The organism is Clostridium sp. CAG:221, from assembly GCA_000435835.1.
Classification (GTDB): Bacteria; Bacillota; Clostridia; order Clostridiales; family Clostridiaceae; genus Clostridium.
On sequence record FR883429.1, the window covers coordinates 91,821 to 108,682 of the forward strand.

The window sequence follows — 16,862 nt, forward strand, 5'->3', positions numbered from 1 at the left end:
ACCTCCCTATAATACTAATTTTTCTACAGCAAGCTCACCTTTGTTATCTATGTAACATTTAACATTTCTACAAGGTTCTGTAACCAAATATCTTTTATTATTTATGATTATCAGTGTATTGCTATAAGCTTTTTCTATAGTTACTATTCCTTTTTTTCCAAAAACCTCTAAAACATTATGTGCTCCAGCTTCACTACCTACTACAGATGCATTTATAAATTCTCCAGCTTTTAATACTCCACCTCTACATACTGATTGTTTATTTAAAAACTTAATACTTCTAACAGCATACATATCTGTGGAATAAAGACCTTTGCCATTTATTAAAATATCACCTGAAGATTGAATACTAGCCTCCTGACAATAACTCAAAGTAATAGATGACATATTGGCCATATATTCCTCTAAATATTGTATTTCCTCCAGTAAACTTATAACAAAATTTCTTAGCTCTTTAATAGAGTTTATATTGGTTCTAGACATAGGAAGAAGTTTTTCCTTAATAAACTTTGACACTTGGGAATTTTTATCTCCATCTTTTATTGCCAATTTATAAGATACTTGTCCACTAATTTCTGCAATTATATTATCGTCTAAAATATTACAACCATTACCGCATCTTATTATTTTTCTTTTATTTTTTTAGGTTTTACTTCTTGCCCAAAAACGTTTATGCCAAACTTACTGTCTTCTCCCTTTATAACCTTACCTATAATAGCAGTAGCTTCAACACCATTAATTTTATTTATATTTTTATAATCAATCTTTTCATATTCACCAATACTGACATCTTCTTTATTAAAAACAAATTCTATCTTTTCATCTATAGCATCTATAGGCTTAAGTCCTTCTGCCACCAAAACTCTTCCACCATTCTGAGCTTTGGTTATTTCTTCAATAGCTTCCTCTTTTACTCCATATATCACATTTGCTTCTTTAAGTAGTTGCTCTATTTCCTCTTTACTTAAAAGACCTCTGCAATCCATCTCTTCTTCATATACATCAATAACCAAATTTTCCACAGGATTGCTATCTTTTATATTTATTTTAACTGCATTCTTATATTCAAAGGAAATATAAGCTTCCATTTTATCTTTTGAAATATCTACTTTAATATTTTTAGAAAGCTTATCATTAGATAAAAACTCTATTTCATCACTTTCATTTACCTTAGTAGTTTCATAAATCTCTTTACCATTTATAGTCAACATTCCCTTACTTGATGGAGTTATAGTTGGATATTTTCCTTCGCCAACTGGATTAATAACTATAATTTTACCTAAAACTACTTTTATTTTTCCATTTTTCGCCATCTTCCTCCACTTTTTATCATTTCACCCCATTATTATTTAAATTATATCATAATATAAATTAAAATAAAATTATATTTATATAAATTTAATTATTTTTTTAATGCCATTTAAATGATTTTTATTAAAAAAATAAGGCATATCAACTTTCATTGATATACCTTATTTTCACTATTCATATTTATTGTTTTATTTCCACTTTAATATTTCTATTTCATGTTTCTTTTTATAATTTATTAAATACGGGTTCCCTACAAGATCTAACAGTGGCTTATCCGATAAAGAATCAGAAAACATATAAGAATTTTTAAAGTCAGCTTCTATATTCTTTTCTTTCAATACTGCTTTCAATCTACGAACCTTTTCCTGACCTTTGCAATTATTACCATCCATACTTCTTATGAATTTACCATTTTCAAATTTAAATCTTGTACCAATGATTAAATCCACTTCATCTATTGCGTAAAATTCCTTGATATAAAATTCCGGTGATGCTGAAATCAAAATTACCATATATCCTTCATTTTTTAACTTTTTTATCATATCTACAGCATCTTTATATAAAATTTTGCTTAATCTATCATGATAAAATTCCTTTGTTAAAATAGCTAATTCCTTTTCTTCTATATTTTCAATAAACTTTAAAAACGACTCCTTAACCCTTTTCTCATCATATATTCCAACACCATACATGGCACCTGAATATAATGCTCTAGGTAAAAATTTAATATTTTTTATATCTCTACTTACTATATATTTATAAAACTCCATTAACGTTTCTTTTTTTGTTATGGTATAATCCACATCAAATAAAGCTAATTTCTCCATTTCTTCTACCTTTCTCTAATGTACATTAGAAAAAACCACGGTTAAAAATCCGCAGTTTTTTTATTTAAGCTTGCCTAAAAAAGATTTAATTCTATCCAATCCTTCTTCGATAACTTCCATAGATGTAGCATAAGATAATCTTATAAAATTTTCTAAACCAAAAGCTGCTCCAGGAATTACAGCTACTTTTTCTTCTTCTAATAACATTTTTGCAAATTCAATAGAATTATTTATCTTAACACCATTGATACTCTTACCAATAAAGTACGTTATATTAACCATAATATAAAAAGCTCCTTGAGGCTTGATAAAGCTCACTTCATCTATTTCTTCTAGCTTCTTCATCATAAAATTTCTTCTTTCTTCAAAAGCATTTTTCATCATATTAATACTATCTTGTGGTCCAGTTAAAGCCTCTAATGCCGCATATTGTGATATTGAACACACATTAGAAGTCATATGGCTTTGCACACTACTCATTATCTTAGCTAATTTAGCAGATGACGCCGTATAACCTACTCTCCACCCTGTCATAGCATAAGTTTTTGATAAACCATTAATTACAATTGTTCTTTCATATGCATCTTCTGATAAACTTGCTATACTTACATGTTCTTCCCCATCATATATCAACTTCTCATAAATTTCATCTGAGATGATTATAAGATTATACTTTTTAGCTATTTGTGCTATTTCTTCAAGTTCATTTTTGTTATAAACAATTCCCGTTGGATTATGGGGAGAGTTTAATAATATTGCTTTTGTTTTACTTGTTACTGCTTTTTCAATATTCTTTGCTGAAAGCTTATATCCATCATTTTCATCACAATTAACTATTACTGGTACTCCATCTGCTAATTTAATTAACTCAGTATAACTTACCCAGCAAGGATTTTGTAAAATAACTTCGTCTCCCTTATTCAAAATAGCTAAAAAAGTATTAGCTAAGCATTGCTTTGCCCCTGTAGAAACAACAATTTGCTCCTCGCTATAATTAAGATTATTTTCCTGATGCAATTTTTTACATATAGCTTTTCTAAGTTCAACTATTCCTGATGTCTTTGTATACTTTGTATATCCATCATCCATTGCTTTAATTGCTGCTTCTATTATATTCTTTGGAGTATTAAAATCTGGTTCTCCTGCAGCAAAACTCATTACATTAACACCTTGTGCTTTAAGTTCATTTGCTTTCCCAGTAATCTCCAAAGTTATTGATGGTGAAATACTATTTGCTTTTTTTGATAAATTCATTGTCAATCCCCCATATACACTACTTAAAACTTTTCATAAACTTATCTAGCATTATTTCATCTAGACCGCAACTACCTATATTATTCTCCTTATACGTGCTTCCACCATGAAAATCACTTCCTCCAGTAATTGCTAGTTTATACTTTTTTGCTAAATTGTAAAATTCATTACTATCCCTCTTATCATGACTAGGATGGTAAACTTCAACTCCACTAAGCCCAAAGCACTTTAATTCTTTTAAGATTTTTTCCACTTCCATACGTTTATAAATCTGCCCTGGATGAGCAAGAACAGCCACACCACCGGCACTTTTTATTATATCGATAGCTTCTTTATATGACAATCTAAAACCTCTTTCATAACCAGGCTTTCCCTTGATTAAAAAACTTTGAAACGCTTGCTTGTAATTGGAAAAATACCCCTTTTCAACCATAGCATTGGCTATATGACTTCGACCCAAAGTTTCGTTATTATTTTTATACAGTTCATCAATTCCTAACTGTATATCATATTCTCTTAAGTTAGTTATTATTTTTTGCACTCTATCTAACCTTTTATCATTGAGCATCTTAACACTTTCTCTTAACCGTTCATTATTTACATCAATACAATACCCCAAAATATGTAGTTCCATCTCATTATATTCAGCACTGAGCTCAATTCCAGAAATAATATCAATATCTTCTACCTCTTTGCCATTAATATATTGGCCACCAATAGAATCATGATCAGTTATAGATATATATTTAACTCCATTTTTCTTGGCAATATCTATTATTTCTTCAGGAGTATATGCACCATCAGAATAACTTGAATGAATATGTAAATCTGCATACTTCATTTTATACACCTTTTTTCTTTCGTTAAAGTAATCTTTATATATTATAAGATAACTTATATTTTCAATTAATTATAGTTAAAATATATCATTCTGGTATAAAAAAGTAAATGTATTAATATGAAAAAGTACCCATTAAGGGTACTTTAAATTATTGATCTGCTAATACTTCTTCGTAGTACTTAGAAACTTTATCAAATTCAGCTTCTTCTGGTACTGTTAATTCACCATTTTCTGATGATTTAAATAAGTATACTGAGTTATCTTCTGGATTTTGAGCTAAAACATATTCAGCTTCTTCATATTCAAAAGCATCAACGATTGGACATGAAATTATATTTCCATTATCGTCTTCTAAATCTATTACAAAGTGTTCATGTTCGTGTTCTCCACATCCACATCCACATGCATCATGTCCGTGGTTATCTCCACATCCACAGTTATCTCCACATCCACATTTATCTAATTCTTTTTCGCTCATTTTTCTTCCTCCTAATATTAGTAGTCTTTATCATTGTACCCCCAATTATTAAAAATTAAAAGTAAAATCTAATTATATTTAAGAAAAATTTTCTATTAATAAAAAAACTCATTATATTAGTAATATATGCCCTCATCTATGTATTCACCTTTCCAAAGTAACTTAATCCAGTATTCACTTTCATTAGCCTCCTTTAAAGCAATATGCATTTTTGAAATAAAGTCTTTCTTACTTTGTGCAAATCTACTTTCAGCAACATTAGCACCTATAGATGTTGAACTTTTTAGTAATTGTTTTGACATAACAAATTCTTTCTTATCTATTAACAATTTATAGATTTCTATAATTAGCACTGAGAAATTTTCGCATTTTACATATATAATGCTTTTATTCACTTTATCCCCTCATTAAAAGCATTGACATATATCCTCTTTTATAAACTCTTAATAAATAAACTTTTCACTATTGCTTGCAATAACTTAACCGAATTATGACTTTAGTCCATAATTCCCTTAACAAAAAAGAGACCGTTTGGTCTCTTTTTTACTATTCTTGATTTGCAAGTCTCTTGTAGTTGTTTAATCTTTCAATAGCATCAGCATGTGTCTTTTCAAATAATTGATCAGCCACTTCTGGGAATGCTTTAGCAAGAGATGCATATCTTACTTCACCCATTAAGAATTCTTTAAAGTCACCCTTAGGTTCTTTAGAATCTAAGGTAAATGGATTCTTTCCTTCAGCTTTTAATGTTGGGTTATATCTGTATAATGACCAATATCCACAGTCAACAGCTTTCTTAGCTTCTGCTTGTGAATTTGTCATACCAGCTTTAATACCATGGTTAATACATGGAGCATAAGCTATTATTAATGATGGTCCATCATAGCTTTCAGCTTCTGCAATGGCTTTAAGTGTTTGATTCTTATCAGCACCCATACAGATTTGAGCTACATATACATAACCATAGCTCATTGCCATCATACCTAAATCTTTCTTCTTAGTTCTCTTTCCTGATGCAGCAAACTTAGCTATTGCAGCAGTTGGAGTAGCTTTTGAAGATTGTCCACCTGTATTGGAATAAACTTCTGTATCGAATACAAATACATTTACATTTTCTCCTGAAGCTAAAACATGGTCAACTCCACCGTATCCGATATCATAAGCCCAACCGTCTCCTCCAAAGATCCATTGAGATCTCTTAACGAAGTATTCTTTGTCTTTTAATATTTCTTGTGCTATTGGAGCATCGCATCCTTCTAAGGCAGCAACCATATCCTTTGCTCTTTCTCTAGTTCCCTCAGAATTATTCATGCCTTCAAGCCATGCACTTAATACTTCCTTTACATCTTCAGATATTTCTTCTTCTAAAGCATTTTTAACATTTTCAGCAATTCTGTTTCTTATTGCTTCAACACCTAAGAACATACCTAAACCATATTCAGCATTATCTTCAAATAAAGAGTTAGCCCATGCTGGTCCATGTCCTTCTTGATTTACAGTGTATGGTGTTGCTGGAGCAGAACCACCCCAAATTGAAGAACATCCTGTAGCGTTAGCTACCATCATTCTATCACCAAATAATTGAGTTATAAGTTTAGCATATGGAGTTTCTCCACAACCTGCACATGAACCTGAGAACTCAAGTAATGGTTGTTCAAATTGACTTCCCTTAACTGTATTCTTGTTCATTGGATTCTTCTTATTTTTAACCTTTGATACTGCATAATCCCAAGCTTCTATTTGATCATGTTCAGAATCTTGTGGTTTCATTACTAATGCTTTTCCTGGAGCTGGACATACTTCAGCACAGTTTCCGCATCCTGTACAATCAAGAGGAGATACTCCTAATGAATAAATATATGGTGTTTCACTCTTTAATGCTTTAGCAGCAACCATCTTCATACTTTCTGGTGCATTAGCCTTTTCTTCTTCAGTTAATAAGAAAGGTCTAATTGCAGCATGAGGACAAACAAATGCACATTGATTACATTGAATACATTTATCTTCTTGCCATTCTGGAACATTAATAGCTATTCCTCTCTTTTCATATGCAGCAGTACCTGCCATGAAAGTACCATCTTCCATTCCATTTTTAATGAATGTTGAAACTGGAATAGTATCACCTTGTTGTCTATTCATTGGTTCAACTATTTCTTTAATAAATTCTGGAAGGTCAGTTGTAGCTGCTGCTTCATCATTTGAAGTAGCTGTAGCCCATGAAGCTGGTACATCTATCTTAACTATAGCTTGTACACCTGCATCTATAGCAGCATTATTCATGTTTACAACTTTTTCACCTTTCTTACCATAAGAAGTTACAACTGCTTGTTTTAAGTATTTAATTGCATCTTCTACAGGAATTATATCTGCTATCTTAAAGAAAGCAGCTTGCATTATCATGTTAATTCTTCCACCAAGACCAATTTCTTGTGCAATCTTAACTGCATTTAAAGTGTAGAAGGAAATATTATTTTCAGCAATGAATTTCTTCATAGAAGCTGGTAATTTTTCTTCCACTTCTTCTGGAGTCCAAATAGTATTTAATAAGAAGCTTCCGTTCTTCTTTAATCCTTCTAATACATCATATTTATATACATAAGATTGATTATGACATGCTACAAAATCAGCCTTATTGATTAAATATGGTGATTTAATTGGCTTCTTACCGAATCTTAAGTGAGATACTGTAATACCACCTGATTTTTTAGAGTCATATGAGAAATAACCTTGAGCATACATATCTGTATGGTCACCTATTATCTTAATAGCACTCTTATTAGCACCTACAGTACCGTCAGATCCTAATCCCCAGAACTTACATGCTTTTGTTCCTTCTGGTGTAGCATCAATGTCATCTGTAGCTACCAATGATGTATTTGTAACATCATCTACTATTCCAATAGTGAATCCATTTTTAGGTTCATCAGCATTTAAGTTTGCATAAACTGCTGCTATATGAGATGGATTTGGGTCTTTAGAACCTAAACCAAATCTTCCTCCAACTATCATTGGAGCATTTTCTTTTCCATAGAATGCTCTTACAACATCTAAGTATAAAGGTTCTCCAATTGATCCTGGTTCCTTAGTCTTATCTAATACAGCAATTTTCTTAACTGTATCTGGAATAGTATTTAATAATCTTTCTATTGAGAATGGTCTGTAAAGTCTTACTTTAACTAAACCAACCTTTTCTCCTTTAGAATTTAAATAATCAACAGTTTCTTCAGCAACATCTATCACTGATCCCATTGCAACAATTACTCTATCAGCATCTTTTGCTCCATAGTAATCGAAACAATGATATTCTCTTCCTGTTAATTTAGTGATTTCAGCCATGTAGTCTTCTACTACAGCTGGAATATCATCATAATATTTATTTACTGCTTCTCTAGTTTGGAAGTAGATATCAGGGTTTTGTGCTGTACCTCTTGTAACTGGATGATCTGGATTCATTGCTGTCTTTCTAAAGCTTTCCACAGCTTCCATATCAACTAATGGTGCTAATTCTTCCTGATCTAAAACTTCAATTTTTTGAATTTCATGTGATGTTCTAAATCCATCAAAGAAGTTTAAGAATGGCATTCTTGTCTTTATAGCAGTTAAATGTGCAACTGCTGCTAAATCCATGACTTCTTGTACTGATCCTTCAGCAAGCATAGCAAAACCTGTTTGTCTTGCAGCCATAACATCTTGATGATCTCCGAATATATTTAATGATGATGTAGCTAATGCTCTAGCAGATACATGGAAAACACCTGGTAATCTTTCACCTGCTATTTTATACATATTTGGTATCATTAATAGTAAACCTTGAGATGCAGTATAAGTTGTAGTATATGCACCTGCTTGTAATGAACCATGAACTGCTCCAGCTGCCCCTGCTTCTGATTGCATTTCCATTACTTTAACTGGTCTTCCAAAAATATTTTTTCTTCCTTGTGCAACCCATTCATCAACATGTTCTGCCATTGGTGATGATGGTGTTATTGGATAGATTGCAGTAACTTCTGTAAACATATATGATATATGTGCAGCTGCAGTATTACCATCCATAGTTTTCATCTTTCTCATAATATCCCATTCTCCCCTTTAACTTTTCTATAAAATTGATGGAAGATATTCTTTTATGAATATCTTCCTCCTTAAGTATATATTAATACCCTTGCTTTTTAGCAAGACTGATTAACCTTATTAGCTAAAGTGCTACCTAAATCTTCAGCAAACTTAATTTCCTCTTTCGTAAGTGATTCTTTTATTGCCAATTTACCAATTACATCAAATCCTGCTTCCTTCATAACAGACGACCATTTGTGTATAAATTTATCATCTCTCCATCCACAAGATCCAAATAATACTACGGGCTTATTTTTTATATTAAGCTTACTTAGTTTATTTATAAATGGCTTCATATCAATCCTTTCAATATCATCCTCTACCATTGCTGGACTTCCTAAAGCGACTGCTCCAGCTTCTAGTACTTCATCTACAGATGAGTCATTTACATGTTTTATATCAACTTCTACATTGCTCATCTTAACGCCTTCCGCTATGGAATTAGCTAACTTTTCTACATTTCCACCATTACTCCAATAAATAATTGAAACTTTACTCATAATAGCACCTCATCAAAGATTGTTAATTATTTGTCGCTCTATCTTTATTATATATCACCACAAATAATTTTCAAGATACCTTTTCCTTATTTTCTATTTTTTAACAAATACTTTTCATTATTATATCTATTATTGCATCTACTCCATTTTTTGCAGTACTTTTTTCCATATTCATTATTAATTCACTTTTCTTACTCTTTAATTCTTCTAGCTTATTCATTAATAAATCTTTTTCCATCATTTCATCTTCATCTAATACTAAAGAATAACCTTCTTTTTCAAAAGAAGCAGCATTTAAAATTTGATCTCCTCTACTTACCTTCTTTGATAACGGAATTAATAATGTAGGCTTTTTAAGTGCTAGAAGCTCAAATATTCCATTAGCTCCCGCTCTAGAGATAACATAATCACACGCTTTAAGCATATGTGGTAGCTCTTCCTTAACATATTCATATTGCTTATAACCTAAAGTTCCTTCTAAACTAGCATCTAAGTTTCCTTTTCCACATATATGAATAACATTAAACTCCTTTAAGATATTTGTTAAATTTTTTCTTACTTCATCATTTATGCTTTTTGCACCTAAGCTTCCACCTATTACTAATAATATTTCCTTTTCATCTTTAAACCCACAGATTTCCTTACCTTTAATTCTGCTTCCTTGTAGTATTTCTTCCCTAATAGGTGTTCCTGTAAGCACTCCCTTACCTTCATTTATATATTTTAAGCTTTCTCTAAATGTTACACATAATTTATTACAAAATGGTGCTGCTAACTTATTAGCAAGACCTGGTGTTAAATCAGATTCATGAGCTATTACTGGTATTTTCTTAATTGAAGCTGCCATGACTACTGGTACAGCCACAAAGCCACCTTTTGAAAATACTACATCTGGTTTTTCCTTAGATAATATACTTAATGCCTGGCAAATACCTTTCATAACTTTAAAAGGATCTGTAAAATTTTTAACATCAAAATATCTTCTTAATTTTCCTGAAGAAATAGGATAATATTCTATGGCTGCATCAGTTATTATTTCTTTTTCTATACCATTGTAACTGCCTATGTATTTTATTTCAAAACCCTTTTCTCTAAGCTTTGGAGCTAAAGCTAAATTTGGAGTAACATGTCCTGCTGTGCCTCCACCAGTCATTATTATCTTATATTTACTCATTATATTGCACCCCTATAATTATTTATTTCATTACCATTTTACCACTTCAATATTTTTTTTCCACCATTTCCTTGAATTAAATAAAATAGAGTTTTAATATTGGGGCAAGATATTACTGTCAAAGGAAAAGGAGATGAATAATTAATGTCAAACTCAAATTCAAAGTCACAAACATTAGTACCTGAAGCAAGAGGCGGATTAGAAAAATTTAAAAACCAAGTATCTAGCGAAATGGGAGTACCATTTAGTGATTACAATGGCGATTTAACTTCTAAGCAATGTGGTAGCGTTGGCGGAGAAATGGTTAAACGTATGGTAGAACAATACGAACAAGGCTTAAAATAAAATTTCACAAATCCTTTGATTTATAAAAAAAAGGAGCTATTTTAAATAATAGCTCCTCTACTTTTATAATATTCTTCTAGCTGCATAGAAGTTAGTAACAGGTGTAACTCTTATAGTTGAACCTGGATATGTAGCATTAATGTACATTCCACTTCCCACATAAATTCCAACATGTTCATTGTTATAAGTAAATACCAAGTCACCTGGTTGCATATTATTATATGAAACTGGAACTCCTACATTAATTTGAGTGTATGTAGTTCTTGTTATTTCTATACCTGCACAATGTCTATATACATAACTTGTAAATCCTGAACAATCAAAAGTATCAGGTCCAACTGCTCCCCACACATATGGACGACCTAAGAAATTATATGCATAATTAACAATATCCTGTCCCGTTACCTCTCCCTCACCTTTTTCAAACCAATAATCTGGGTTTTGATTTTTAAATGCCTCTTCCTGAGCAATACGTTCTGCTTCTAAATAATTAATTCTTTCATTTGCCTCATTTATTAGTGAATCTGCTTTCTTTTTAGGGCCTTCCATAGTTAATTGATTGTCTTTTACAGCCTTCAATTGACTAACTGCACCTCTTAAGCTACTAATAGAACTTTTAGAATCCTTTATTACATCTTCCTGAACTTTTAATAGTGCCATTTCTGCCACTTCTAAAACTTCCACACTGAACTTTTTCTGTTCCTCTTTCAGTTCTGTTAATAACTCTTCTTGCTCTTTTTTCTTTTCTTCTAATACTGCTCTCTCATCTTCAAGCATTACTAATAACTTTTTAATTGTCTGCTTATTTAATTCTTGTTGCTCAAGTATATTATTTATTTCTTCCTTATCTTCATTAATACTATCAGCTATTTCTCTATCCATTCTAATAAGCTTTGTAGTTACATACATCTTATCTAACAAATCTATAACATCTTCAGCTTGAAAAATTAGCGTAGCATAATTAATATTACCACCATTTTTTTGATATTCTCTTAGACGCTTGTCTTTAATTTTTTCTCGTTCTTTTATTTGCTCTTCTAAACCTTTAATTCTTAATTCATTATTTTCAATTTGTAAATTTAGAGTAGATAACTCACTTTCTGCATCTTCAATAGTTCTTAAACATTGCTCTATTTCACTATTAAATTTCACTACCTCTTCAGTCATTTTATCTATACTTTTTTGATATTCTTCATATTTAGCTTGAGCATTAATAACATCTTCTTCAACATCAGCAAAAGTAACACTTGAAAAAGAAGATACCACTACTCCAACAGCCAATAAAAATGAAATTATTTTCTTGTTATTCATATCCATCCCCTAATTTTTTCTTTTGTACTATGAATTACAAAAGGGATATGCTCCCTCTAATGAACATATCCCTTTTTAATCAAATACTATTTTACTTAGTTTTTATTATTATGTCTAGACTTTATATTAACACAATTTATATTTTATTCATTTTTATAATTATTGCGATACTCTAAAATTATTTATCACCATCTGAACCTTTTTATTGCCCATATATTCATTAATTTCTGGATAGTAAACAAAATCCATTTTTATAGTTCTTGCATTACCATCTAAAAGCTTCATATATTCCATTTCACCATAGTTATTTTTAACTTCTTCCTCGAAAACTTCAATATTGCCAAAATATATTCCATCAATAAACATACTGCCATCTGTTAAATTTAATTTTAAAACATTTTTATCTTTACCTAATATCCTAGCTCCTCTGACAATTAAATTTTTCACTGCAAAATTTGGCTTGGAATTTCCTTTACCATAAGGTTCTAGCATAGATATTTCATCAATAAGTCCATAATTTATCTCACTTAATTTAAGCGCCATATCAATGGATACCTTAGGAATTACATCTTCATCAGTTAACACTGTAAGTTCATTAAGCCTTTTTCTAAACTCATCTATATTTTCCCTAGGAATAGACATTCCTGCTGCCATAGGATGGCCACCGAACTTTCCTAGAATATCTTTACATTTTATTAATTCTTCATACATATTATATTCTTCTATGGAACGCCCTGATCCCTTAGCTCCATCATGTGCCTTTGTAAGCACAATAGCTGGTAGATTATATCTTTCCCTAATCCTTCCTGCAATTATCCCTGCTATACTTTCATGAACATCTTCTAGATATACCACCAAAACTTTATCTTTATCCATATTGTTGCTCTCAATTATTTCAATGGCTTTTTCCAAACCTTCCTTTGTTAGTTCTTGTCTATCTTTATTTAATTCATGAAGCTTGTCAGCTAATTCTTCTGCCAACTCTTTATTTTCTTCCATTAATAATTTCAATGCCCATATGGCTTGCTCCAATCTTCCAGAAGCATTAATGCTAGGTCCTATAACAAAGCCTAAGGAATAAACATTAATAGTTTTTCCTTCTAAACCAGTTGCCTTAAACAATGCCCTTAAGCCAATGTTGTTTGTATTATTAATAAGTTCCAATCCTTTTTTAAGCATTATTCTATTTTCATCTACCAAATCCACTACATCACAAACAACAGCTATAGCAACATATTGTAGTAATTCAATAGCTTCACTTTCTGGTATATTAAATTCCCTATAAAGTTCTTCAATAAACTTAAAAGCAACCCCAGCTCCACATAAGCTTTTAAATGGATAGTTGCAATCTTTTCTCTTAGGATTAACTACACAATCTCCCTTAGGAATTATATATTCCCTACTACCATCCTCTTTTTCTATAAAAGGAATATCATGATGATCTGTTACTATAACCTTTAAGCCTAATTCTTTAGCTAAACGTATTTGATCTATAGCAGATATTCCATTATCACAAGTAATAATTATATCTACATTATCCTCGGCAGCTTTTCTAATTATACTTTCATTTATTCCATAACCTTCTTTTATTCTATCTGGTATATGAAAACTTACATTAGCATTACATCTAGTCAATGCCTTATTTAGAATATAAGTACTTATAACGCCGTATATCGATAGGTAAGACTTTGATACTATCTCCATCTTTTCCCCCGATTCACACCGTGCATGAGAGTTTCCCGCTCACACGGCGTTCCATCAAAATTAAGTTATTATTTTATAGAAAATATAGTTTTACCAATTTATAGCTTTGTTTCCGCTCTTAGTTCTCAGCGTGTTTAGTTTTGCAAGTTTCTTTTTATCCAGACTAAGTTTTCCTAATAACTTCGCTATAACTTCTTCATCAACTACATGTATCAGAGTATGTACCTCTCTTTCAACTATAACAAGGTTATTATACTCATCCGTTCCTCCCATTTTTCTTGGAATTTTATGATGACAGTGCATGTTGTAAAAATCTAATACATTTCCTGTTACAGCACATTTACCTTGTTGTCCTACATATAATGAAATACGGTTATCATTGTATTCAATACTCCTGTTTTCAATAGGATTGTTAAGCATGTATTGTATTGCTGTCTGACTCACTGATATATTTTTGTATATCAGTTCCCTTCCTTCAGGCGTATACTTGTTAACTTTCTTTTTCTTATACATTGGATTTTTATGTTTGCAGTATCCAATAGGCGCTATAGCAACTTCATTTATATACCTTAGCTGTTTACTGGCTCCATATATTTTCTCAATATATCCTTGCTTTGTTCTGCCAGTTTGTTCAATTCTTCTTTCTAATTTGCGAGATTTACATTTGTGTTGAATTTCATACGATATTTTTGAAACATCTTCTGAAATCATAGTTACCAGTTGAAAATATTGATGTATACCAATAACTTTCGCATTATATATACTGATTGCTCTGCCAGTATTGGCTGAACCTTCTGTATCTTTGATAACATCCATGGCTTTTTTTAGCTCTTTCCTTGTTCTATCATAGGCTTTGTCACACATATGAGATTTAACTTTCCATTTGTCGCCTTTTTGATACACTTTCATTTTAAATCCCAAAAATTCAGAGTATTCTTTTCTTAGATTCGTGATTTTTGACTTATCCTCACTTATTTCCAAGTTCAATCTCTTTTTTAGGAAATCTTTTGTTGCAAAGAATATTTTCCTTGCGTCCTCATAGTTTAAGCAAAAGATTTTGAAATCATCGGCGTATCTAATGATATAACATGGTTTGAGTGTACTCCACTGTAACATTCTGTATTTACTCGATAGGTTAGTGCCTTTACCATCTGATCTTGGTTTTTCTACAAAATTTCTCGCAGGGAACCTCTCCCATTGGCTCGCCACCCACCAGTCCAATTCATTCAAAACCACATTTGCTAATAATGGTGAAAGAATTCCTCCTTGTGGTATACCTTTCTCACTTTTTACAATACTCTTGTCTGGCATAACAACTTCGGCTTTTAGCATTTTTGATATCATAGCTATTACTCTTTTATCTCTAATACCAATTGTCCATAGTTGCTTTAACAATTTTCCATGATTAACGTTATCAAAGAACCCTTTGATGTCTACATCTACTACATAATGCAATTTATACATCTGCATCATTTTGTAGCTTTGTGCAATGGCGTTTTCTACAGACCTATTTGGCCTGAATCCATTACTTCTCTCAAAGAATTTCGCTTCACATATTGGTTCTAAAACCTGTAGGAAACACTGTTGAATAATCCTGTCCCATATTGTTGGGATACCCAGAGGTCTCATCTCCCCATTTACTTTTGGTATTTCAACTCTTCTTACGCGTTTAGGATGATAATTTCTCATCTTAGATTTCACTATTCTTAGAAATTCATCCTCGCAAATAGAGTTGATATGATTAATCGTTAAATTATCTATACCAGGAGTCCTATCACCACTATTCTTCCTCATATTCCTATAAGCAAGCTTGATATTTTCCTCCATTTGTATTATTTCTAGAAGGTTCGTGAACTTTTGGTTCTTCAAACTTTTGGCATATAAATCATCAAATACATACGTCATATCGTAGTATTCCGTATTTCGAATTTTTGTTACTTTTAACACTTTATTGGTTATAGTCATCACCTCCAAAGATTAACTATACTTTGGATTTGATTCTCTTATTCACATTAGAACCTATTATTAACTATATTACTTAAACAATTTCCAAATATTGACTGATACCCGTCCCTCCGCAGCTTATTATCACTGTTTCACTGGTACCATGGCATCACTTTCATTTGATTAAACGAATTTACTAAATCAACTTTAGTGAAATACTAAAGAATCTTATTTATATTTCGACCGCTTCTTTGATTAGCTAAAATCTCCACGTACCAAACTTCCGACGTTCCGTTTGAGTTATCCATTCTATCTGCCCTTAGATGCTCTCTATGGTCCTGAACACTGGACGGTGCCTTTAACACCGTAAGGTATTTCATAACGTCAGATTTTTACTTTACCTCATGTTCACTCCTCTTGGAGCCCCTTATGTTTCCATAAGGTCTACGTATAGTCCCGTACATTCGAGAGTTCGTCAGTAGGCCTTACCCCACCATTCTCATCATAGACAGTTTATAGGACGACCGGCATATCATATTCCATATACTTTCATAACCTTTTTGGGCAGGTGGACTCTGACCGCTTTTAACCAACCTTACTTTAGTCACTTCTATACTTAGGAATACTTCTGCCGACTTCACCGAGCTTCTTACGATTTTTATTTAGCTTTCAAACCGCAAGTCGGAGTATCATCGAAAATGTTTCAAGGCGTTACCCAATCATTCCATTTCTCACTCAAACAGTTCTCTACAGATTTACGTCTGCATGCCTAACCTTTTCAGTTAGGAACGTCTCGCACCTACATCATAATCTCCTACTATAAGTACTTTCTTATTGTTTTCTATACTCTCTTTCATTAAAGCTACTGCTTTAGATAAATCCTTCATACTCTTTCCATCATGAAAATTATCTATAGTTGAATTTAAAAAAGCCTTTGCTTCATTTAATTCATATATACCTCTATTAACCATAAGCTTTGCCACAACGGGGCTAACTCCTAATGCTTTTGCAAAGCCTACAGTATTAAATTTTACATTTCTAATGGTCCACTTTTCCATAT

15 protein-coding genes are annotated in these 16,862 nt (G+C 31.6%); 1 reads left to right on the forward strand and 14 read right to left on the reverse strand.

Annotated elements, in window-relative coordinates:
• Positions 1-6: 6 nt before the first annotated feature.
• The 10 genes from Q5O44_RS14840 to Q5O44_RS14885 all read right to left on the reverse strand — a co-directional run bounded on the left by Q5O44_RS14840 (position 7) and on the right by Q5O44_RS14885 (position 10,498).
• Entirely contained in the window at positions 7-516 is a 510-nt protein-coding gene (locus Q5O44_RS14840; RefSeq protein WP_302638252.1) for a hypothetical protein, read from the reverse strand.
• Positions 517-623: 107 nt separating this feature from the next.
• Complete coding sequence (locus Q5O44_RS14845; RefSeq protein ID WP_022169238.1) at positions 624-1,313, reverse strand: flagellar assembly protein A; 690 nt, start codon at positions 1,311-1,313, stop codon at positions 624-626.
• A gap of 186 nt (positions 1,314-1,499) precedes the next feature.
• On the reverse strand, positions 1,500-2,138 hold the full coding sequence (locus Q5O44_RS14850) for an HAD-IB family hydrolase (RefSeq protein WP_022169239.1): 639 nt from the start codon (positions 2,136-2,138) through the stop codon (positions 1,500-1,502).
• A 60-nt stretch (positions 2,139-2,198) separates the two neighbouring features.
• Positions 2,199-3,392: a pyridoxal phosphate-dependent aminotransferase gene (locus tag Q5O44_RS14855; protein ID WP_022169240.1), complete on the reverse strand. Its 1,194-nt coding sequence runs from the start codon at positions 3,390-3,392 to the stop codon at positions 2,199-2,201.
• A 19-nt stretch (positions 3,393-3,411) separates the two neighbouring features.
• A complete protein-coding gene (locus tag Q5O44_RS14860; protein WP_022169241.1) occupies positions 3,412-4,233 on the reverse strand; it encodes a PHP domain-containing protein in 822 nt (273 codons plus the stop codon).
• Between the two features lie 148 nt (positions 4,234-4,381).
• The gene (locus Q5O44_RS14865; protein WP_022169242.1) at positions 4,382-4,711 is read right to left on the reverse strand and encodes a DUF1292 domain-containing protein; all 330 of its coding nucleotides are present in this window, start codon (positions 4,709-4,711) and stop codon (positions 4,382-4,384) included.
• Between the two features lie 116 nt (positions 4,712-4,827).
• Positions 4,828-5,106, reverse strand: coding sequence for a four helix bundle protein (locus Q5O44_RS14870; protein ID WP_022169243.1), 279 nt, complete (start codon positions 5,104-5,106; stop codon positions 4,828-4,830).
• A 151-nt stretch (positions 5,107-5,257) separates the two neighbouring features.
• Complete coding sequence (gene nifJ, locus Q5O44_RS14875; RefSeq protein WP_022169244.1) at positions 5,258-8,782, reverse strand: pyruvate:ferredoxin (flavodoxin) oxidoreductase; 3,525 nt, start codon at positions 8,780-8,782, stop codon at positions 5,258-5,260.
• Positions 8,783-8,880: 98 nt separating this feature from the next.
• The gene (locus Q5O44_RS14880) at positions 8,881-9,324 is read right to left on the reverse strand and encodes a flavodoxin domain-containing protein (protein ID WP_022169245.1); all 444 of its coding nucleotides are present in this window, start codon (positions 9,322-9,324) and stop codon (positions 8,881-8,883) included.
• Between the two features lie 100 nt (positions 9,325-9,424).
• Positions 9,425-10,498, reverse strand: a complete 1,074-nt coding sequence (locus tag Q5O44_RS14885; protein ID WP_022169246.1) for an undecaprenyldiphospho-muramoylpentapeptide beta-N-acetylglucosaminyltransferase — start codon at positions 10,496-10,498, stop codon at positions 9,425-9,427.
• A gap of 144 nt (positions 10,499-10,642) precedes the next feature.
• On the opposite strand from Q5O44_RS14885, the gene Q5O44_RS14890 reads away from it, so the two are divergent.
• Positions 10,643-10,843, forward strand: coding sequence for an alpha/beta-type small acid-soluble spore protein (locus Q5O44_RS14890; RefSeq protein WP_022169247.1), 201 nt, complete (start codon positions 10,643-10,645; stop codon positions 10,841-10,843).
• Positions 10,844-10,906: 63 nt separating this feature from the next.
• On the opposite strand, the gene Q5O44_RS14895 is transcribed toward Q5O44_RS14890, so the two are convergent.
• From Q5O44_RS14895 to Q5O44_RS14910, 4 genes are all read right to left on the reverse strand, one after another.
• The gene (locus tag Q5O44_RS14895; RefSeq protein ID WP_022169248.1) at positions 10,907-12,154 is read right to left on the reverse strand and encodes an NlpC/P60 family protein; all 1,248 of its coding nucleotides are present in this window, start codon (positions 12,152-12,154) and stop codon (positions 10,907-10,909) included.
• Between the two features lie 159 nt (positions 12,155-12,313).
• Complete coding sequence (gene recJ, locus Q5O44_RS14900) at positions 12,314-13,858, reverse strand: single-stranded-DNA-specific exonuclease RecJ (RefSeq protein WP_022169249.1); 1,545 nt, start codon at positions 13,856-13,858, stop codon at positions 12,314-12,316.
• A 90-nt stretch (positions 13,859-13,948) separates the two neighbouring features.
• Positions 13,949-15,823: a group II intron reverse transcriptase/maturase gene (ltrA, locus tag Q5O44_RS14905; protein WP_022169250.1), complete on the reverse strand. Its 1,875-nt coding sequence runs from the start codon at positions 15,821-15,823 to the stop codon at positions 13,949-13,951.
• Between the two features lie 761 nt (positions 15,824-16,584).
• Complete coding sequence (locus Q5O44_RS14910) at positions 16,585-16,860, reverse strand: hypothetical protein (RefSeq protein ID WP_022169251.1); 276 nt, start codon at positions 16,858-16,860, stop codon at positions 16,585-16,587.
• Between the last annotated feature and the right edge of the window lie 2 nt (positions 16,861-16,862).

Bases quoted from the DNA above. Each gene is read 5' to 3' on its own strand.
- Q5O44_RS14860 (WP_022169241.1), bottom strand. From the start codon at position 4,233: ATGAAGTATGCAGATTTACATATTCATTCAAGTTATTCTGATGGTGCA.
- Q5O44_RS14890 (WP_022169247.1), top strand. From the start codon at position 10,643: ATGTCAAACTCAAATTCAAAGTCACAAACATTAGTACCTGAAGCAAGA.
- ltrA (WP_022169250.1), bottom strand. From the start codon at position 15,823: ATGACTATAACCAATAAAGTGTTAAAAGTAACAAAAATTCGAAATACG.
- nifJ (WP_022169244.1), bottom strand. From the start codon at position 8,782: ATGAGAAAGATGAAAACTATGGATGGTAATACTGCAGCTGCACATATA.
- Q5O44_RS14885 (WP_022169246.1), bottom strand. From the start codon at position 10,498: ATGAGTAAATATAAGATAATAATGACTGGTGGAGGCACAGCAGGACAT.
- Q5O44_RS14855 (WP_022169240.1), bottom strand. From the start codon at position 3,392: ATGAATTTATCAAAAAAAGCAAATAGTATTTCACCATCAATAACTTTG.
- Q5O44_RS14850 (WP_022169239.1), bottom strand. From the start codon at position 2,138: ATGGAGAAATTAGCTTTATTTGATGTGGATTATACCATAACAAAAAAA.
- Q5O44_RS14865 (WP_022169242.1), bottom strand. From the start codon at position 4,711: ATGAGCGAAAAAGAATTAGATAAATGTGGATGTGGAGATAACTGTGGA.
- Q5O44_RS14880 (WP_022169245.1), bottom strand. From the start codon at position 9,324: ATGAGTAAAGTTTCAATTATTTATTGGAGTAATGGTGGAAATGTAGAA.
- Q5O44_RS14895 (WP_022169248.1), bottom strand. From the start codon at position 12,154: ATGAATAACAAGAAAATAATTTCATTTTTATTGGCTGTTGGAGTAGTG.
- Q5O44_RS14845 (WP_022169238.1), bottom strand. From the start codon at position 1,313: ATGGCGAAAAATGGAAAAATAAAAGTAGTTTTAGGTAAAATTATAGTT.
- recJ (WP_022169249.1), bottom strand. From the start codon at position 13,858: ATGGAGATAGTATCAAAGTCTTACCTATCGATATACGGCGTTATAAGT.
- Q5O44_RS14910 (WP_022169251.1), bottom strand. From the start codon at position 16,860: ATGGAAAAGTGGACCATTAGAAATGTAAAATTTAATACTGTAGGCTTT.